The sequence below is a fragment of the Streptomyces sp. NPDC031379 genome (genome assembly GCF_055569615.1).
Map to the genome: position 1 here is coordinate 1 of NZ_JBVIIT010000034.1, position 18,096 is coordinate 18,096.

Annotated in this window: 12 protein-coding genes; 3 read left to right on the forward strand and 9 right to left on the reverse strand. The window is 72.4% G+C overall.

What is annotated here, in order from left to right; all coding sequences use genetic code 11:
- Nucleotides 1-198: 198 nt before the first annotated feature.
- The 5 genes from ACZ5CW_RS36450 to ACZ5CW_RS36470 all read right to left on the reverse strand — a co-directional run bounded on the left by ACZ5CW_RS36450 (nt 199) and on the right by ACZ5CW_RS36470 (nt 9,220).
- Nucleotides 199-1,086, reverse strand: a complete 888-nt coding sequence (locus ACZ5CW_RS36450; protein ID WP_468609233.1) for a FadR/GntR family transcriptional regulator — start codon at nt 1,084-1,086, stop codon at nt 199-201.
- Between the two features lie 162 nt (nt 1,087-1,248).
- Nucleotides 1,249-4,023, reverse strand: a complete 2,775-nt coding sequence (locus tag ACZ5CW_RS36455; RefSeq protein WP_468609235.1) for an ABC transporter ATP-binding protein — start codon at nt 4,021-4,023, stop codon at nt 1,249-1,251.
- A gap of 161 nt (nt 4,024-4,184) precedes the next feature.
- Nucleotides 4,185-4,943, reverse strand: coding sequence for an NUDIX hydrolase (locus ACZ5CW_RS36460; RefSeq protein WP_468609237.1), 759 nt, complete (start codon nt 4,941-4,943; stop codon nt 4,185-4,187).
- A gap of 153 nt (nt 4,944-5,096) precedes the next feature.
- Nucleotides 5,097-7,292 (reverse strand): glycogen debranching N-terminal domain-containing protein, encoded by a 2,196-nt coding sequence (locus tag ACZ5CW_RS36465; protein WP_468609239.1) that lies wholly within the window; start codon nt 7,290-7,292, stop codon nt 5,097-5,099.
- 365 nt (nt 7,293-7,657) lie between these two features.
- Nucleotides 7,658-9,220 carry a DUF4192 domain-containing protein gene (locus ACZ5CW_RS36470; protein WP_468609241.1) on the reverse strand — a complete coding sequence of 521 codons (1,563 nt, stop codon included), beginning with the start codon at nt 9,218-9,220 and terminating at the stop codon, nt 7,658-7,660.
- A gap of 142 nt (nt 9,221-9,362) precedes the next feature.
- On the opposite strand from ACZ5CW_RS36470, the gene ACZ5CW_RS36475 reads away from it, so the two are divergent.
- Entirely contained in the window at nt 9,363-11,528 is a 2,166-nt protein-coding gene (locus ACZ5CW_RS36475) for a RecQ family ATP-dependent DNA helicase (RefSeq protein ID WP_468609243.1), read from the forward strand.
- Between the two features lie 269 nt (nt 11,529-11,797).
- Nucleotides 11,798-12,418, forward strand: coding sequence for a hypothetical protein (locus ACZ5CW_RS36480; RefSeq protein ID WP_468609245.1), 621 nt, complete (start codon nt 11,798-11,800; stop codon nt 12,416-12,418).
- A gap of 455 nt (nt 12,419-12,873) precedes the next feature.
- On the opposite strand, the gene ACZ5CW_RS36485 is transcribed toward ACZ5CW_RS36480, so the two are convergent.
- From ACZ5CW_RS36485 to ACZ5CW_RS36495, 3 genes are all read right to left on the reverse strand, one after another.
- Entirely contained in the window at nt 12,874-13,506 is a 633-nt protein-coding gene (locus ACZ5CW_RS36485; RefSeq protein WP_468609247.1) for a hypothetical protein, read from the reverse strand.
- A 68-nt stretch (nt 13,507-13,574) separates the two neighbouring features.
- A complete protein-coding gene (locus tag ACZ5CW_RS36490; RefSeq protein WP_468609359.1) occupies nt 13,575-14,276 on the reverse strand; it encodes a ribonuclease HII in 702 nt (233 codons plus the stop codon).
- A gap of 81 nt (nt 14,277-14,357) precedes the next feature.
- Entirely contained in the window at nt 14,358-14,981 is a 624-nt protein-coding gene (locus ACZ5CW_RS36495; protein WP_468609249.1) for a TetR/AcrR family transcriptional regulator, read from the reverse strand.
- 186 nt (nt 14,982-15,167) lie between these two features.
- Between ACZ5CW_RS36495 and ACZ5CW_RS36500 the strand changes: the two genes are divergently transcribed.
- Nucleotides 15,168-16,715 (forward strand): MFS transporter, encoded by a 1,548-nt coding sequence (locus ACZ5CW_RS36500; protein WP_468609251.1) that lies wholly within the window; start codon nt 15,168-15,170, stop codon nt 16,713-16,715.
- Between the two features lie 464 nt (nt 16,716-17,179).
- On the opposite strand, the gene ACZ5CW_RS36505 is transcribed toward ACZ5CW_RS36500, so the two are convergent.
- Complete coding sequence (locus tag ACZ5CW_RS36505) at nt 17,180-18,085, reverse strand: ADP-ribosylglycohydrolase family protein (RefSeq protein WP_468609253.1); 906 nt, start codon at nt 18,083-18,085, stop codon at nt 17,180-17,182.
- Nucleotides 18,086-18,096 lie beyond the last annotated feature (11 nt).

Below are 18,096 nucleotides of genomic sequence, written 5' to 3' on the forward strand. Positions count from 1 at the left end.
CCCCCCCCCCCCCCCCCCACCCCCCCCCCCCCCCCCCCCCCCCCCCCCCCCCCCCCCCCCCCCCCCCCCCCCCCCCCCCCCCCCCCCCCCCCCCCGGGCCCGGTACCCGGGCCCGGAGCGGCCACGAGAACCAGTCCAGCGCGGCACCGAGAACCACGAGGGCGTCGCACACCGGCGACCGCATCACCTCGTCGCGGGTCAGTGCTCGCGCGGAGCGGGAACCACGCGCTCCACCTCGGGGTGGACGGTGAGCAGCTGACGCATGGCCGTCTCCGCCGCCGCGCCGTCCCCGGTACCGAGGGCGTCGACGATCCGCGCGTGCTGCGCAAGGGACGCCTCGTTCGGCCGGTCACATCCGGTGACCGGACCGCCCGACACCTGGAGGGCCGCCGAGACGATCCCGGAGAGGTGCTCCAGCATGCGGTTGCCGGCGATCTGGATGAGCAGGGCGTGGAACTCGTTGTCGGCCCGCGAATAGGTCAGGGCGTCGCCCTGCGCCATGGCGTGGCTCATGATCTCGACCATGTCGCACAGGCGCTGCTGCACCTCCTCGCGCCCGTGCCCGGCGGCGAGGCGGGCGGCGAGCGGCTCGATCGTCCAGCGCAGCTCGCTCAGCTCACGGCGCTGGTCGTCGCGCTGGGGCCCGAAGGCCCGCCACTCGATGATGTCCGGGTCGAGGAGGTTCCAGTCGCTGACGGGACGTACGCGCGTGCCGACGTTCGGGCGGGCGCTGACCAGGCCCTTGGCCTCGAGGACGCGGAGCGACTCGCGGACGACGGTGCGGGAGACCTCGAAGCGCTGGCCGATCTCCTCGGGCACCAGCGGGCGGTCCGCGCCCAGGTCGCCGGAGACGATCATCTGTCCCAGCTGTTGAACGAGTTGGCCGTGCAGCCCGCGTCCGCGGCTGCCGGCGGCACGTCGGCCGACACGGCCCAGCTCCGGGTCCGCGCCCTCCCAGGAGGGCGCTCCGACGCGGTCGGCCACGGGGGCCTCGGCGTAGGGATAGCGGTCGAGATCGCCCGGGCCGGTCAGACCAGAGTCTGAGTTGCGGGCGGCGGTCATCATGGTGTGCGCAAGGGTACTCACGGATCCTTTGTCGGCGTCGTCTCCAACTCCCTTGAGGGCTTTGGTGAAAAGCACACGAAAGGGTGATCGCTCACCCCGTCGCAATTGACGCCTTATCGGAAAGAAATGGCCTTTCTGCGGGGAGTTGTGCGCACAGCGGGACCGGAAGTGCTCGGACAGGTGTCATCGGGCCCTGGCGCGCAGAGTCGTGAACAGATACGCGCAGAGCAGTCCCGCCAGGGACAACACCATTGCCCCGCCTACGGGTTGACCGAGAACCCGCACCGTCGCGAGCAGATATCGCTCCCCTCCGAAGGGCCATTGCAGCAGGAACACCTCCCGCAACCGCACCGGCAAGTCGGCCGCCATCCGCATACCGGAATCCTGCAGCGCCTCCTGCACGAGCGGTACGACGACGACGGGTACGGCGAGGACGGCGGCCAGGCCGGCCGTGGTGGACCGGAACACCCCGGCCGCCAGCACACCGGCCCAGGCGCAGCCGACGACGAGCCCGAACCAACTCGCGGTCAGTGGGAGCCAGTCCGCGGGAACTTGTGTCAGCTCCCGTCCGTAGACGAGGTAGAGCACTTCGGCGTCGCAGCCCATGGTGAGGAAGGCCAGCATCAGCGCGGTGGCTCCGGAGACGATCAATTTCGCGGTCAGCAGCCCCAGCCGGCGGGGCACGGTGCCGCGGTCCGCCGCCAGGGCGGGGTGGCGGAACTCGTCCCCGAAGGCCAGCGCTCCGAGCAGCCCCGCCGCGAACGCCGCGGGCGGCAGCGGCAGCTCCCTCGGCCACGCCGCGAACAGCCGCGCCTGCGGGGTATGGCCGATCCGGGCCAGCACCACGGTCGTGAGCGCGGACACGACCAGCACGGCTCCGCAGGTCAGAAATCCGGTGCCGACTCCGGTGGCGCGCCGGATCTCGTAACGGAGTGGGCGGAGGGGGGTGGGGGCGGGGCGGACGGAGATGGGGGGTGGGAGGGGGGAGAGGGCATCGACCGTGCGTACCCCGTCGGGACGTACGGCTCGGCTGGGCTGCGGCTTGCCGGCGCCGGGGTTCCGGGCGCCGGGCAGGAGGGTGCGGGTGGTGGTGATGCCCGCCGAGGCGCTGCTCGTGCCGCCGGCCTGAGAAGCCGAGGGCGCCGAGATCCGGGCCTGGCCGGTTTTCGACGCCGCCGTCTCGGCGGACCGGCTGCCGTCGGCTGCTGCCACCTTGGCCGAAGCTCCCCCACCACGGACTCCAACGGCATCGTGAGCTGCTTTTTCTCCGGTTCCGGACAGCGCCGCGGCCGAAGAGACACCGTGCGCCGGGGCGGCGGTCTCCGTGTGCTCCGGCGCGGACGCGTGGCCGGGGTCTTCCCCGAGCGATGACCGCTCGCCGTGGCCGGTCCGCGTGCGTTCCGTCGCCGAGGACCCGGATACGGTCCGCCCTTCGTGGGCCGAGGTGGTCCACGCTTCGGCGCAGAGGCCGGACACGACGCGCTCCGGCGCCGCGAGGCCCTCTGCGCCGCGCCCAGGCTGCTTCGACGTCGAGACGCCCGGCACCGCGGTGTCCTGCTCCCTCGGCGCGCCGCCCGGCGACGGCGTCCCCGGCTCCGGCTCCGGCCGTGACTCGTCGATCGCCGAGGGGGCCGGCTCCGTCGCCGCTGAGCCACCCTCGGTGCTGCCCGGCTCCGTCACCGACGAGCCGTAGTCCGCGTTGCGGGGTTCCGTCTCCGACAGGCCTAGCCGTGCGCCCTCCTGGTCCGCCGTGGGCAAGGCGGACTGCGCGCGTTCCCGCTCCGCCGACGGCGCGTCCGCGGCTACGCGACTCTGCTTCGCGGGCGAGAGGCCCGGCGCGGCACGGGCCGACTCCGACGCCGAAGAGCCGGACGCGGCTTGCCCGTGGCCCACCGGCGACTCGTCCGCCGCGACCTGTTCCCGCTCCTCCTCAGAGAGTGCGGGGGCCGCGGTGTCCCGCTCCATCGGGCAGGCGTCCGAGGCGGTGCGCTCCCGGGGGGCCGCAGGTGCGTCCGGTACGGCCGACTGGCGCTGAGCGGGCCGGGTGCCCTCGGCTTCCGTCTCGCCGCCGGGCCCGGCACCGGGCCCCATGTCCCCCATCTCGTCGGCAAGTTGATGGACGAGGATGCCGTGGCGAAACGCTGTCTCCCCGACGTCGGCGGTCGTGCTGCCGTACACCGAGAGGCGGTTACCGCCCTCCCGTACGACCTCGACGGACCGGCGGGCGGTGCGGGCCTCCTTGGTGAGCAGGGTCGCGAGGCGTGCCGCGTGGGGGCTGCGGACGGCCACGCGCGGGCGCAGCCGGGTACGGGCGAACTCCTTGGCCTCCTGGTCGGCGACGAGCCTGCCGCCCTCGAGGGTGATGACCCGGTCGGTCGTGCGCGCGGCTTCCTTCGTGTCGGCCGTGCTGAAGAGCACGGTGCCGCCGTGGTGGGCGTGGGCGCGCAGCATGCTGTGCAGCCACTGCGCCTCCCGGGTGGAGAGGCCGTCGGTGGGTTCGTCCAGGACGAGCGTGTGCGGGTCGGGCAGGAGAGCACAGGCCAGGCCCAGTCTGCGGTCCATGCCGCGCGAGAGCGTGCCGAGGCGCTCCTCGCGGAGGCTGACGAGGCCGACCACTTCGAGGACCTCGTCGGCGCGCCGGGCGGGGACTCCCGACGACGCGCACAGCATCCGCAGATGGCCGCGGACCGAGCGCGCCGGATGCCCCGGCACATCACCGAGGAGCACGCCGACTTCCCGCGCGGGATGCGGGATCTGGTGGAGGGGCCGCCCTCGGAAGTATGTGATGCCGCGGCCCGGCTGCAGCTCGAGCATCAGTCTGATCGCCGTCGTCTTGCCCGCCCCGGCGCCGCCTAGGAGCGCGGTGACCTGCCCGGCGCGCGCCTCGAAGGAGACGTCGTCGACGGCGGGCAGGTGCGCCTTGCGGGGGTTGCTGGTCAATCCGACGGCCTGGATCACCTGCAGCAAGATAGCGCGCTATGTCCGAATTTTTGGTGTATAGCGCGTCCTGTCGGCGAGTGCCACACGGACCACCCCCTCCGTGTCCGCCGTTCGACGGAGCGGGAACTCGTTCACATCGTCGGCTCGTGTGCCGTCCCGGCGGCCGTCCGTGCCGCGCCTCAGACCTCGGGGCGGAGCATCGGAGGGTTGAGCAGGGTGGCGCCGCCCGCCCGGAAGAGCTGGGCCGGCCGGCCGCCCTGGCGGGTGGTCGTGCCTCCGGTGGGGACGAGGAATCCGGGGGTTCCGGTGACCTTGCGGTGGAAGTTGCGCGGGTCGAGGGCCACACCCCACACCGCCTCGTACACCCGGCGCAGCTCTCCCACCGTGAACTCGGGCGGACAGAACGCCGTGGCAAGCGACGAGTACTCGATCTTGGACCGAGCCCTCTCCACTCCGTCGGCGAGGATCTGGGCATGATCGAACGCGAGAGGCGCGAGGGGCTCGCCGTCGCGTCCGTAGCCGCCCTGCTGGAGGAGTTCCTCCACCGGTGCCCAGCGCGCATTGCTGGCGTCGCCTCCCGCCCGTGGTGCGGGCAGGTCGGGGGCGAGCGCCAAGTGCGCGACGCTGACCACCCGCATGCGCGGATCCCGCTTGGGGTCGCCGTAGGTGGCCAGCTGCTCGAGGTGGGCACCGTTGTCCTGGGCCGGGGCCGAGGGGTCGTGTGCGCGCAGCCCGGTCTCCTCGGCCAGCTCACGCGCCGCCGCCTGAGTCAGGTCCTCGTCTTCCCGTACGAAGCCGCCTGGCAATGCCCAGCGCCCCTGGAAAGGGGGCTCGCCGCGGCGGACCGCCAGCGCGCACAGGGCATGGCGGCGCACGGTCAGCACGACCAGGTCCACAGTGACGGCGAAAGGCGGAAAGGCTGACGGGTCGTAGGGCATGCGGCGATCATAGTCGTCTGCCTGACGATAAACACTCCCTTCGTCGGCCGCACAGATTCGTGGTTCCGCTTCGTTCCGGTATGAGGCACGGGGCCGTCTCCTGTGCGTCGTGACGGCCGCGTCGTACGAGGTCACACTCCCTGTTGCCGGGGGTCACACGCCCAGTTGCAGACCGTCCGCGGCCTCCTCGACCATGGCGAGTCCCAGTCGGCTGATGCGTACGGCGAAGGGTGCACCGGCGACGCGCAGCCCTGTCAGGCCGAGTTCGCCGAGCGGGGCGCTGCGCACCGGACGCAGGGTGACCGTGCCTGCGGGGGCGTCGGGGCGGATGCCGGCGAGAGCGGTGAGCATCAGGATCACGGAGGCCGCGGCGGTCGCCGCAGGGCGGCAGGCCGCCGGGTGCGGGAGAGGTGCGCTGCCGACGGAGCGCTGTTCGCCGGCGAACATCTCGGGCAGCCGGTGACCGAAGTGCCCCGCTGCTTCCAGCAGCCCTCTCAGCAAACCCTCGGCCTCCTTCTCGCAGCCGGCGGCGGCCAGTCCGGCGACGGCGAGCGCGCTCTCGTGGACCCGCACCGCTCCGGTCCGGTGCCCGAAGGGGTTGTGTCCCGCCTCCGTGGTGCCAAGGCCGCGCAGCCCCCAGCCCGCGTCCAGGGCGGGGCCGCCGAGCAGCCTTGCGAGGTACTCGGTCCGCCTCTGGTCCAGCAGGCCCGGAGCGAGCCGGCCGGAGCCGAGCAGCCCGGTGTCCAGCAGGTGGACCGCGGTGGAGCCCAGATGCGGCACGGGGCGGCCGTCCGGCGCCAGGGCCGCTGCGGGACGGCCGCCGCCGCGGTCCTCGATCCAGAAGTCGGTCCGGAAGGCGGACCGCAGGGTCTCCGCCCACTGCCGTAACTCCGTGGCGCCCGGTCTTGCGCAGGCGTCGAGGAGGTCGGCACCGAGCAGCGCCGCGCGATGCGCGTGGGCCTGCGTCTCGCAGCGGGCGGGCCCTGCGGGCTGCGGGTCGGAGAGGTAGGTTCCGTCGCTGACGGTGGCACGCAGCCAGGTCAGGCAGCGTTCGGCCGCGGGCAGCAGTTCCTGCGTCTCCTGCTCGGGAAGTCCCCAACGGCGGGCCTCGGCGAGCAGGACGGGGAAGAGCAGTGTGGCCTCGGTTCCCGTGCAGCCCGGTGGGAGGAGCGGACCGGCGTCGCGTCGCGGCCCCGGGATCATGCCGGCCTTGGGGCCTGGGCCCGGGAGCTGGGTCCGGGCCAGGGTGCGCAAGGTGCCGGCGGCGAGGCGGGTGCCCAGGGGCAGGGTCATGCGGGCGGCGGCGAGGGCCTCGCCGGGTGCCATTCCGCAGCGCCACGGCGCCCCGGCCGCGAGGTAGGTGTCGCAGGGGTGCGCGGGGTCGCGCAGGAGCAACGCCTGGAGGTCGGCGACGGCCGCGTGCAGCAGGGGAGCCACCCGGGGATCGTCGCCGGCCGCGCGGGCACGCGCGAATGGGCTGGTCGCGGCATGTCCCGCGGTCCGCAGCGGACCCGCTCCGTCGGGTCGCACCCTCAGTTCCAGCACCGCCGTCCCGCTCGGTGGCAGGTCCAGTTCCCAGCGCAGCAGTCCGGCGGACGCCAGGGCGTCCGAGGGTGGCGGGTCGGCGGTGACGCAGGCGGCGGCGCCGTCCGTGGCCCAGCGCAGGCCCGAGTCGTGGACGGTGGCCCGGAGTTCGGGGCCCGCCCTGCCGGAGGCGATGGTGCCGAGTTCCGCGAGGTCGGTGCCGAGGGCGACCTCGACGGGCAGGCGCAGGTGCCGTAGGCCGGCGTTGCGCAGGGTGATCCGTTCGGTTCCGTCGGCGTGGCGCGTCCGCTCGACGACCACCTCCGGATCAGGTCCCGGCGCCTGGGAATCGCGCAGCGTCCCCACGAAGCGGGCGCTGTCGGCTCCGGTCATCCTGGCCTGCACCGCCAGCGGTTCGCGGCCGGCCACGCGGACCTGGCACCGCGAGAGCAGGCGCCTGCCGCCTCGATAGAAGCCGTCCAGTCCGCGGCCGGACAACTGTCCCACTTCGCCGGAGATGGCGAGGCCGGGCAGGGCGACACAGATCAGGGCGGTGTGCGTGGGCGGCAGCTCGGACGCCGTGCGGGCGCTTGGAACGGTGCGTGCCGGAGGGGTCGCTGCTGGTCGACGCGATCCGCCGGGGGCCCGGAGCGGGGGATTGCCCTGGGTGGCCGGGGGCTTGGAGTGTCGGCCCGGAGGAGGCGAGGGAGGAACGCCGGTGGTCTTAGGTGCGGAAGGGCCGGCAGCGTTGGTCGGAAGCGGCTCGCGCCGGTCCCAGGGCGGACGTCGGTCGTCGGCGGCGTGCGGAGTCGGCTGCTGGTGCATGGGGTCGCTTCTTCTGCGCTCGGTGCGCCTCGGACGTGCTGGGCGGCCGTGGGAGCACCCCGGCGGACAAGGGTCGTGCGGCGGCAGGGCCCGTCCAGGCGTTCCGCCACTCAGGTGAACGGAAGGGGACTCGTCTGGGTCACGGCTCGCTTCCGGGAAGCCGACCGAATGGCCGCGTGGCGGTTCGGCGGCGATCTCCCCCCACACGCTCCCGAGCCGCTGACACCGACGGACCTGGGACGGCCCCACCTGTGCTTCCGGCCCGCTCCCCCTCGCCCGGCGACGAGTCCCTGCCGGCTCACCGCCTCTCCTCCCGGCGGGAACATGCCCGTCCAGGTGGCGGCTCGTGCTCGCCCCTGCGGTGGTCATCCGTCCCCCTCTTGCTCCCGGTGACCGTTGCCCATCGGGGCCCCGCTGGTCGTGTCGTCGGGCTCGTCCGCCGCACGTGTGCGTGTGCCGCTCGAGTCCCGGGCGCCGGGCCGCGAGGCTTCGGCGGCCGACGGCCGGAGACGGGAGCGGGTGGGCCGCCGCCGGCCGTCGGCCGGCCGAGTGGCGCGAAGAGCGTCACCGCCGTCCGCGGACCGTGCTCGGCGCCGCCGACGGGGACGTGTCCTCGAGCTTGGTCCGGCACCCAGGTCGTCCGTCGTCGACGCATCGGGTCCGGGCGTCACGCACGACGCTCCGGCCGTGTCGGGCAGAGCCGGCTCCGTCGCCGGACCCGCGTCCTCCGTGGCCGCCGCCGGCGCCCGCCCGGAGCGTTCGGTACGCAGGCAACGGCGGATCGACTCCGGGTCGAGGCCCTCGTTGCAGGCCTGATGCAGCAGGCGAGCGAAGAGGTAGTCAGGGTCCGCGCCGAGCGCCATGGCCAGTGCCTCACGGGCCTCCAGTTCGTCGCCCGTCGACCAGGCCACCCAGCCGGCCAGGGTCAGCGGGGCGGCGGCGTGCTCACCGTAGGGGCCGACGCAGCGGCGGGCCAGGGCGCGCCAGAGCCGTAGGGCCGGGCCCGCCTCCTCTCCCTCCATCCATGCGGCCGCACGGTCCCGGGTCGTGCGGTCCTGCAGTCCGAGAACGAGTGTCGCCGCCTCGTCGTGGCCGAGCAGGTCGTCGTCGCGCAGGTCGGCCGGATGCGTGCCGGACACCGGCGCCGCGGCGGCGAAACGACGGATGACCCGCTCGGCGAGGGCGAGAGTCTCTTCTGCGACGTCCGCGCGAGTCGCCTCGTCCAGGATCCGGGGCACCAGAGCCATACCGGCCGTGTCCAGGGCGATCTCCTGCTCCAGAGCCGCGGTCGTCTCCCAGGGTTGCAGCCTGGCCCGCAGCTCCCTGAGCGTGCCGCGGACCTGGATGCCGGCGTAGGTGGCCGCCGCGGCCAGCACGGAGGTGCCGGGAAGGCCCATCGGCGAGCCGTCCTCGGGGCAGCAGCTCTCGGTCGGGCAGCAGTAGCTCCAATAACGTCCGTCCGAGATGCACAGGGCCTCGATGACCGGCACGTCGAGGTTGCCGCACGCGACGCGCAGCACATGGGCGAGCTTCTCGAGTCGGCGCTTGACGTCGCGGCCCGACTCGCCGCGGGACGGTTCCTGGCAGACGTAGGCCACCATCTGTTCCGGCCGGGCGCCGCGCCGTTCGCTGCCGGTCACCAGTCCGTGGGCCAGCTGTCGTGCTGCCGCCTCCCAGTCCTCCTCGGTCGCGGGAATGCCGAGCCTGGCCCGGCCTCCGAACCTGCCCTTGCCTTCGCGGTCGTGGAGGGCGACCAGCACCATGCTGTCCTCCGGTCGGTAGCCGAGCAGGTAGGGCAGGGCGTCGGCCAGCTCGGCGGGGGTGCGCAGGGTGACCTGGGTGTCGTGTGCGGTCGGTGTCGTCGACGGCTCCCGTCCCGAGATGTCACTGTTTTCGGAGGGTCCGGTCGTTTCGCTGTGATTCGCCATGCGCAGACGATCTCGCGGATCTCAGGACTCCGCTTGAGCCTGTGGATAAGTCGAATCAGGGACACGACAAGGCCGGTGCGGTTGTCCACAGCCGTGGCCCGCGGACACCCGCTTGTCGGTCCCGTCCTGTTGTATGGACCGCATGGAGCACACGAGCAACGCGGACCTCCGGGCACAGGCGGACGCCGTCCTCGCCCGGCTCGTCGGGGATGCCACGGGCGCGGCACGGCTGCGCGAGGACCAGTGGCGGGCGATCGAGGCGCTGGTCGCCGACCGGCGCCGGGCCCTGGTCGTGCAGCGCACGGGATGGGGCAAGTCCGCGGTGTACTTCGTGGCGACGTCGCTGCTGCGGGCCAGAGGCAGCGGGCCCACGGTGATCGTCTCGCCGCTGCTCGCGCTCATGCGCAACCAGGTGGAGGCCGCGGCCCGGGCCGGTATCCACGCCCGGACCATCAACTCCGCGAACACCGAGGAGTGGGAAGCCGTCCAGGGCGAGATCGCGGCCGGCGAGGTGGACGTCCTGCTGGTCAGCCCGGAGCGCCTGAACAACCCCGACTTCCGCGATCAGGTCCTGCCCAAGCTGTCCGCGGCGACCGGTCTGCTGGTCGTGGACGAGGCCCACTGCATCTCCGACTGGGGACACGACTTCCGTCCGGACTACCGCCGGCTGCGCACCATGCTCGGCGACCTCCCGCCGGACGTCCCCGTGCTGGCCACCACCGCCACGGCCAACGCGCGGGTCACCGCCGACGTCGCCGAGCAACTGGGCACCGGCGGCACGTCGGACGCCCTGGTGCTGCGCGGACCGCTGGACCGGGAGAGCCTGAGCCTCGGCGTGCTGCGTCTGCCGGACGCCGCGCACCGGATGGCCTGGCTCGCCGACCATCTGGACGACCTGCCGGGATCCGGCATCATCTACACGCTCACCGTCGCCGCCGCCGAGGAGGTCACCGCCTTCCTGCGGCAGCGCGGGCACGTCGTCGCCTCCTACACGGGCAAGACGGAGAACGCCGAACGGCAACAGGCCGAGGAGGATCTGCTCGCCAACCGGGTGAAGGCCCTGGTCGCCACCTCCGCGCTCGGTATGGGTTTCGACAAGCCCGATCTGGGTTTCGTCGTGCACCTCGGCTCTCCCTCCTCCCCCATCGCCTACTACCAGCAGGTGGGCCGGGCCGGGCGTGGCGTCGAACACGCCGAGGTACTGCTGCTGCCGGGCAAGGAGGACGAGGCGATCTGGGAGTACTTCGCCTCGCTGGCCTTCCCCTCCGAGGAACTGGTCCGGCGCACCCTGGACGTCCTGGCCCGGGCGGACAGGTCCATGTCGCTGCCCGCGCTGGAGCCCCTTGTCGAGCTGCGTCGCTCGCGGCTGGAAACCATGCTGAAGGTTCTCGACGTGGACGGAGCGGTACGGCGGGTCAAAGGCGGCTGGATCGCGACCGGGCAGCCGTGGTCGTACGACGCCGAGCGCTACGACTGGGTCGCCCGGCAGCGCGCGGCCGAGCAGCAGGCAATGCGCGCGTATGCGTCCACCACCGAGTGCCGCATGGAATTCCTGCAGCGCCAGCTGGACGACGAGGGCGCCAAACCGTGTGGCCGTTGCGACAACTGTGCGGGACCCCGCTTCACCGCGGACATGTCCACGGCGGCACTGGACGCCGCACGGAGCGACCTGGGCCGTGCGGGAGTCGAGGTGGAGCCCCGCCGCATGTGGCCGACCGGCCTGCCGGCCGTCGGCATCGATCTCAAGGGCCGCATCCCAGCCGGTGAACAGGCGTCGCAGGGACGGGCTCTGGGGCGACTGTCGGACATCGGCTGGGGCAATCGGCTGCGCCCCCTGTTCGCACCCCGGACACCGGACGCTCCCGTCCCGGACGATGTGGCGCGAGCCGCCGTCGGCGTGCTGGCCGACTGGGCCAGGGGCCCCGGCGGCTGGGCCTCCGGAGCGTCCGACGCCCAGGCCCGGCCGGTGGGTGTGGTCACCATCGCCTCGCGCACCCGGCCCCGGTTGATCGAGTCCCTGGGCGCCCGGATCGCCGAGATCGGCCGGCTGCCCCTGCTCGGCTCCGTGGAGTACGCCGAGGAGGTGCCCCGGATGTCGCGCAGTAACAGTGCGCAGCGACTGAAGGCCCTCGACGGTGCGTTGACGGTGCCGCCCGCCCTCGCGTCGGCGCTCGCGGAGGCCCCCGGGCCCGTCCTGCTGGTCGACGACTTCACGGAGACGGGCTGGACCCTCGCGGTCGCGGCACGCCTGCTCATGAGGTCAGGCGCGCGGGGGGTGTTGCCGCTGGTCCTCGCCGTCCAGGGATGACTCCCGGGACCGCCGACGGTAACCGAACGTGACCTGACCCGGTGCCCCAGGCGTCATCGGGCCGCCCGGTGGGTAGGGATATAAACCCCGCACCAGCAGATAACCGGCGGTGGCGCCAATTGCTCGTTGCCGCAACCTAGTTCGGCAGGAAGAATTGAGATCCGCTCCCCGCACGGCTCGCCCCTGAACCGGTTGGGCTTCGCTGTGGTGCGCGCTCCCCCGAATTCCGACCTCGCCCGCAGTATGGGCGCGTAGCCGAAGGGAGGAACGTGACCTTCGGATTCGCCTCGTCCTCGGCGGCCTCGTTGTCGACGTCCGCGTCCGCCGCCTCCGCCAGTCGCCTGCTCGAGCCGGCGGAGTGGGCTGCCGCCGGAATCCCCCTGCTGGGCAACCCCCGTGAGGTCGTCAGCGGGCTGCACGCCCGCCACCACCCGCGGCCGTCCATGGCGATCGTGGCCGTCCTCGATCCGGACGAGCGGCTGCGTGCCAGTGCCTCGTTCATCCGCCGTCCCGCCCCTGCCGACGGCTGGATGTTCCGCAATGCGCTGCTGGACCAGCTACGCCGGGTCATTCCGCACGATTTGCGGCGCCGAACCCCGGTGCGCACGGCCGTACTGCTCTACTGCCGTGAGGGCGATGGTCGATGGACGGAGGAGGACGGGGCGTGGATGTGGGGGCTGCGCGACGCCTGCACGCTGCACGGCCTGCGGTGCGGCGCGTACATCACGCTGACGAACGAGGGCTGGCAGGTGCTCGGCGAGGGACGCGGCGGACGACGGCCCGACGCTCACTCCGCGCCGGAGTCCTTCGCCATGTCGCAGGTCCCGCCACTCACCCCCCGCACCGGCGGCCCGGTCTCCGAGGTTCTGCGCCGCGCGGCGGCTCGCTGAAGAACGCCGTACCCGCACAGGACAGCCGCACGGCCTTCAGAGCCGCCCACCGCCCCGCACCGAAGGGGGAGTCGTCGCCGGCCGCCACACCACGAGGCATGCCTGATCAGGGCACCGAGCAGCACAGGACCGGCTCCTCGAGTACCCCGCGGTCGTACGAGACCCACCCTCGGGTGCCCTGCGTACAGCCGGCCGGGGGCGGCTCGGGGCCGGCCCCGGCGGGCGCTGATGCGACGACCTGGCGCCGGTTCTGCGGCCCCTACGACCTGGGCCGGCTCTCGGAGACCACCGCGCCCCGCCGGGCGACCGGACCGCCCGAGAGTTGCCCGACGAGCCGGGCAGCCGTCGGCCGCCCGAGCACACCAAGACGTCCGGGCACGCCGAAAGCCGCACCTTGCGGATCCCGTCGGCGCGGCTCCTACGTCACCCCGGTACCCCGAGGTGCCGTACGCGGCTCAGACGCCGGTGCCCAGCACCGAGTTGATCTGCTGCGGGTCGCCGCAGACGATCAGCAGCGCACCGGCCCGGGAATGGGCCAGCGGGAGGGCGTCGGCAGCGGCGGAGGCGGGGCCTCCGTTGACGGCCACGACGACCACGGGGCGGGACGCGGCACGCGCGGCGACGGTGGCGTCCGCGTAGAAGACGTCGTCACCGGCGTCGTGCTGCGCCCAGTAGGAGTCTTCTCCGAAGGACAGCTCATGCTCGGCCCACGGGTGCTGGGCACCAGTGGTGAACACGAGCACCTCGCCGGGGGCGCGGCCCGAGTCCAGGAGCAGGTCCAACGCCTCTTCCGCGGCGTCGAGCGCACCCTCGGCCGAGGCCGGGATCAGTTGGATCTGGGGACCCGCCGTCGGTGCGGCGGGAGCGGCCGGGCCGGACGGGCCTGGCTTGGCCGGAGTCACGTCACGCGGCGCGCGCTGCACCGGCGGCGTCGGCCGCGGGGGGCCGGGACGACCGGGGCGGGACGGAGCCGCGGGGCGGGGGCCGGGTACGGGGCGGGGGGTCGGCGCGGTGCGGCCGCTGGCCGGAGTGGCGCGGGGACCCTGGGCACTCTCGTGAATCTGAGGCTCCTCGGGAATGAGAGGCATGAGCTGATATTTATCAAACGTTGGTGCGGCGCGGATGACCGGGGGGCACATCAGTGCGAGCGGAACCGTCAGAAATCGAAGCCGAGCTGACCCTCGATTTCCGGAACGTTTCCCTCCACCCAGCTGCGGACCTTCTTGAGGTGCCGCCACTGAGGCAACGCATCAAGATACGCCCACGACAACCGGTGATGCGGGGTGGGCCCCCGCACCTCCAGTGCGGCCTTGTGCACGGGGGACGGATACCCGGCGTTGTCCGCAAATCCGAAGTCTGCATGGTCGATACCCAGTTCGGCCATCATTTTGTCGCGCTGAACCTTGGCGATCACCGACGCCGCCGCGACGGCCACGCACGAGCGGTCACCCTTGATCACCGTGCGCACCTGCCAGGGGGCACCGAGATAGTTGTGCTTCCCGTCGAGGATGACGGCCTCGGGGCGGACCGGCAGAGCGTCCAGGGCGCGAACTGCGGCGAGCCGCAACGCGGCCGTCATCCCCAGGTCGTCGATCTCCTCGGGGGAAGCATGCCCCAGTGCGTAGGCCGTCACCCATGTCCGCAGGATCTCGGCCAGTTCCGTACGGCGCCTGACCGTCAGCAGCTTGGAGTCGGTGAGGCCCTCGGGCGGTCGGCGCAGACCGGTGATCGCCGCGCAGACGGTGACGGGCCCGGCCCAGGCGCCGCGTCCCACCTCGTCGACCCCGGCAATGACCTTCGCTCCGGTCGTGGCGCGCAGGGAGCGCTCGACGGTGTGAGTAGGCGGTTCGTACGGCATGGCGCACTTAGGGTACGCCGCCGGGATCGTCACGCGACACCCCGGCCTCCCTGCCATCGCCGACGGTGTCGGCCCGGGCGGTCAGCCCCCGCCGGGACGCAGCAGCGGGAGCATCAGCTGGTCGATCATCCCCTCGAGTTCCCCATCGCTCCATTCGCTGGCGCACACCTTTGAGCGGTACATCATCATGGCCGGGATGGCATCGAAAACATAGCCGTTCGCCGCGTCCGGCCGAACCTCGCCTCGCTCTATCCCCCGGGTGATGACGTCGCGAAGCAACCTGACAGTCGGCTCCACCACCCCTCCGACGATCACACCCTGGAAGCGTTCAGCTTGCAGGTGATCGCATTCGTGAATGACTGCGCGCAACGCGACACCGGGGGCCGAGTACAAGATCTGCCGCACCTGCCGGCACAGGGTGAGGAGGTCCTCTCGTACGCTTCCGAGGTCGGGGGCCGTCTCGACCCGAGGAAGTCCGGCCTCCAGCGCGTCCACCACGAGATCCTCCTTGGAGGGCCATCGGCGGTAGACGGCGGCCTTTCCCGTCTGGGCGCCGGCCGCGACACCCTCCATGGTCAGACCCTTCCAGCCGACCTCACCGAGTTGTTCCAGAGCGGCGTTCAGGATCGCGCGTTCCAGCACCGCACCGCGCCGGCGAGGGGGGGCCGTCCGGACGGGGGCGGCCGTCCAGTGCGAGGTAGCCATCTGTGTTTCTCCAGCATGCATGGGAAGCGGGGGTTCCGGGGCAACAGCGCGCCGCGCAGCAGCAACAGGGGGACGCAATGCGGGGCGCGCGATTAAGTGAACGCTTGCGTTCACTGTTAGGGACTCACTACCGTGAACGCGACAGTGAACGCGAGCGTTCACTAACGCTCTTATGGGGGACCCATAGTGACGACCTCTCAGCTGCTCAAAGACCAGAAACCGGGCGTGGCCCGCCGGGACGGGCAGCCCGGCATCGCACTCACCGTCATCGCGGCTTGCCAACTCATGGTGGTACTCGACGCGACGATTGTGAACATCGCGCTCCCGCACATTCAAGACGCTCTCAAGTTCAGCACCACCGACCTCACGTGGGTGGTCAGCGCCTACACGCTCACCTTCGGCGGACTGCTGCTGCTCGGTGCGCGAGCCGGTGACATCCTCGGCCGCCGCCGGGTGTTCATGACCGGAATCCTGCTGTTCACCTTCGCCTCGCTGCTCGGCGGCCTCGCACAGGAACCCTGGCAACTGCTGGCGGCACGCGCCCTGCAGGGCATCGGAGGCGCGATCGCGTCGCCGACCTCGCTCGCACTGATCACCACGACCTTCCCCGAAGGCCCCGAACGCAACCGGGCCTTCGGCGTGTTCGCTGCCGTCTCCGCAGGCGGTGGGGCCATCGGACTGCTCGCGGGCGGCATGCTCACCGACTGGCTCGACTGGCGGTGGGTGCTGTTCGTCAACGTGCCCATCGGCATACTGATCGCGGCGCTCACGCCGCTGTACATCAATGAGTCCCAGCGGCATCCCGGACGCTTCGACATCACGGGTGCGGTGACCTCGACGGCAGGTATGGCCCTGCTGGTCTACGGATTCATCCGTGCCGCGGAGGAGGGCTGGCGGAACGACCTCACCGTCGGCTCGTTCGGAGCGGCCGTGGTGCTGCTGCTGGCCTTCGTCTTCACCGAGCAGCGGGCGAAGGAGCCGATCACCCCGCTCAGGATGTTCACCGACCGCAATCGGTGGGGCACCTACGTGATCATGCTGTGCCTGTCCGCGGCGATGTTCGGCATGTTCTTCTACATAGTGCTGTTCGTGCAGAACGTCCTCGGCTACAGCGCCATCAAGGCCGGCTTGGCCTTCCTCCCGGTGACGGTCGCGATCGCGGTCGGCGCGGGCGTGTCCCAGCGCCTCCTGCCCACGTTCGGCCCCAAGCCGTTCATGGTGGTCGGCTCGGCGCTGGTGGTGATCGGGCTGGTGTGGCAGACCTTCATCCAGCCCGACAGCTCCTACCTCGGCGGAGTCCTCGGACCGATGCTGACGTTCGGTCTCGGCATGGGCCTGAACTTCGTGACGGCCACCGTCACCGCTGTCACCGGTGTCGCGCAGCACGAGGCGGGCGCGGCCTCCGGCTTGCTCAACGCCACGCAGCAGGTGGGCGGTTCGCTCGGGTTGTCCATCCTCACGACCGTCTTCGGCTCGGCGGGGAAGGACGAGGCGGAGAAGCAGTTGCCCAAGTTCCTCGCCGAGGGTTCGCCCGAGCAGAAGGCGCAGTTCGCCAAGACGCACCAGCTGCCCGCGCCCTGGGGGAACGAGGTCCTCGCGCACGGCATCTCCGTCGCCTTCGTGACCGCCGCCGCGATGGCCGCTCTGGCGTTCCTCACCGCCTGGCTGGTGATCAGGGTCCGCAAGAGCGATCTCGACTCCCTCGCCGGCGTAGCGGGCCCGGGCATCGGCTGATCCACCCCGAGCCGCGCGGAGCCGCGGCCGGCCGGACCGCTGCCCGGTTACAGAGGGCACCTGCGGCGCTCCGGCCGGCCGCACCACGACCGCCCGCGACCACAACGAGACCAGAGCTGGGACCAGCATCAGGCCCCACCACCCCAAAGCCATCTCGCACCCCCTCAGACCCGCAGCGCCCGCCTCTGCGCCGGCCCTGGCACCAAAGACCTGCAGCGGATACACGAAGAACGGGCATCGGTCACAGAGAGTTCCCGTCGAGCACGGAGAGTCCACGCACCGGTCGATCGCGGCCGGACAGCCGAAGGTCGAGGAGTCGGACCAGGACAGGCCGAGGAGTCAGGAGACCGGCTCGCGTACGGAACCGCCCTCCGGACACGGAACAGTCCGACCGCGTACGGAACCGTCCTCGCCGTACGAAACAGCCGTCCGGTTACCGATGCGCCCCTCGGCGTACCGCGCCGTCAGAGGCCCGTGGGCACCCATTCCGGCAGGGCCTCGGTCCGCTCGACCCATCCCGTGGGTGGCGTCCCCACCTTCCCGGAGGCGAGCACGCCGCCCACGATGGCGCAGGTCGTGTCGACGTCCCCACCCACCTGGGCGGTCGTCCAGAAGGCCGTCTCGAAGTCGCCGAGGCTCCGCGCGGCGGACCACAGGGCGAAGGGGACGGTGTCGTGGGCCGTCGTACGCCGCCCGCACCCCAGAACGGCCGCGACGGTGGCCGCATCGCCGTAGTCGAGCATGTCACGGGCGCGGCGCAGGCCCTGGCCGACCGCGCTCTTCGGCACCAGGGCGATGACGCCGTCCAATAGCGCTTCGGGGGTGGGCGGCCCGCCCGGCGAACCGGCCAGCGCGGCGGCCGCGGCGACGGCCATGGCACCCACCACGGCCTCCCGGTGCTGATGCGTGGGATAGGCCGAGATCTCGGCCTGATGGGTGGCCTGCTCCGGATCGTCCGCGTACCAGGCGCCCAGAGGAGCGATCCGCATCGCCGCACCGTTGCCCCAGGACCCCTGCCCGCCGAAGAGCCCGGCGGCCAGCTCCCGCCAGTCCTCGCCCTCCCGGACAAGGCGCAGCAGCCGGTTGACCGCGGGGCCGTAACCCCGGTCGAAGTCGTGGTGCTCGGCGAAGGAGCGGGCCAGCGCGTCCTGGTCGACGCGCTGGTGGGCGGCGAGGACGGCGACCACGGAGGAAGCCATCTCGGTGTCGTCCGTCCACTGCCAGGGACCTGCGGGCAGCTCGCGTCGCTTCAGCAGGGGGTAGTTCGCCGGCACGAAGTACTGGGAGCCCAGGGCGTCCCCCACGGCCAGTCCGCGCAGGCTCGACAGGGCGCGCTCCAGGCGCCCGGGAGAAGAGGAGTCAGCGGTCATCGCTCTGCCAC

Bases quoted from the DNA above. Each gene is read 5' to 3' on its own strand.
- ACZ5CW_RS36505 (WP_468609253.1), bottom strand. From the start codon at position 18,085: ATGACCGCTGACTCCTCTTCTCCCGGGCGCCTGGAGCGCGCCCTGTCG.
- ACZ5CW_RS36460 (WP_468609237.1), bottom strand. From the start codon at position 4,943: ATGCCCTACGACCCGTCAGCCTTTCCGCCTTTCGCCGTCACTGTGGAC.
- ACZ5CW_RS36490 (WP_468609359.1), bottom strand. From the start codon at position 14,276: ATGCCGTACGAACCGCCTACTCACACCGTCGAGCGCTCCCTGCGCGCC.
- ACZ5CW_RS36465 (WP_468609239.1), bottom strand. From the start codon at position 7,292: ATGCACCAGCAGCCGACTCCGCACGCCGCCGACGACCGACGTCCGCCC.
- ACZ5CW_RS36475 (WP_468609243.1), top strand. From the start codon at position 9,363: ATGGAGCACACGAGCAACGCGGACCTCCGGGCACAGGCGGACGCCGTC.
- ACZ5CW_RS36470 (WP_468609241.1), bottom strand. From the start codon at position 9,220: ATGGCGAATCACAGCGAAACGACCGGACCCTCCGAAAACAGTGACATC.
- ACZ5CW_RS36495 (WP_468609249.1), bottom strand. From the start codon at position 14,981: ATGGCTACCTCGCACTGGACGGCCGCCCCCGTCCGGACGGCCCCCCCT.
- ACZ5CW_RS36485 (WP_468609247.1), bottom strand. From the start codon at position 13,506: ATGCCTCTCATTCCCGAGGAGCCTCAGATTCACGAGAGTGCCCAGGGT.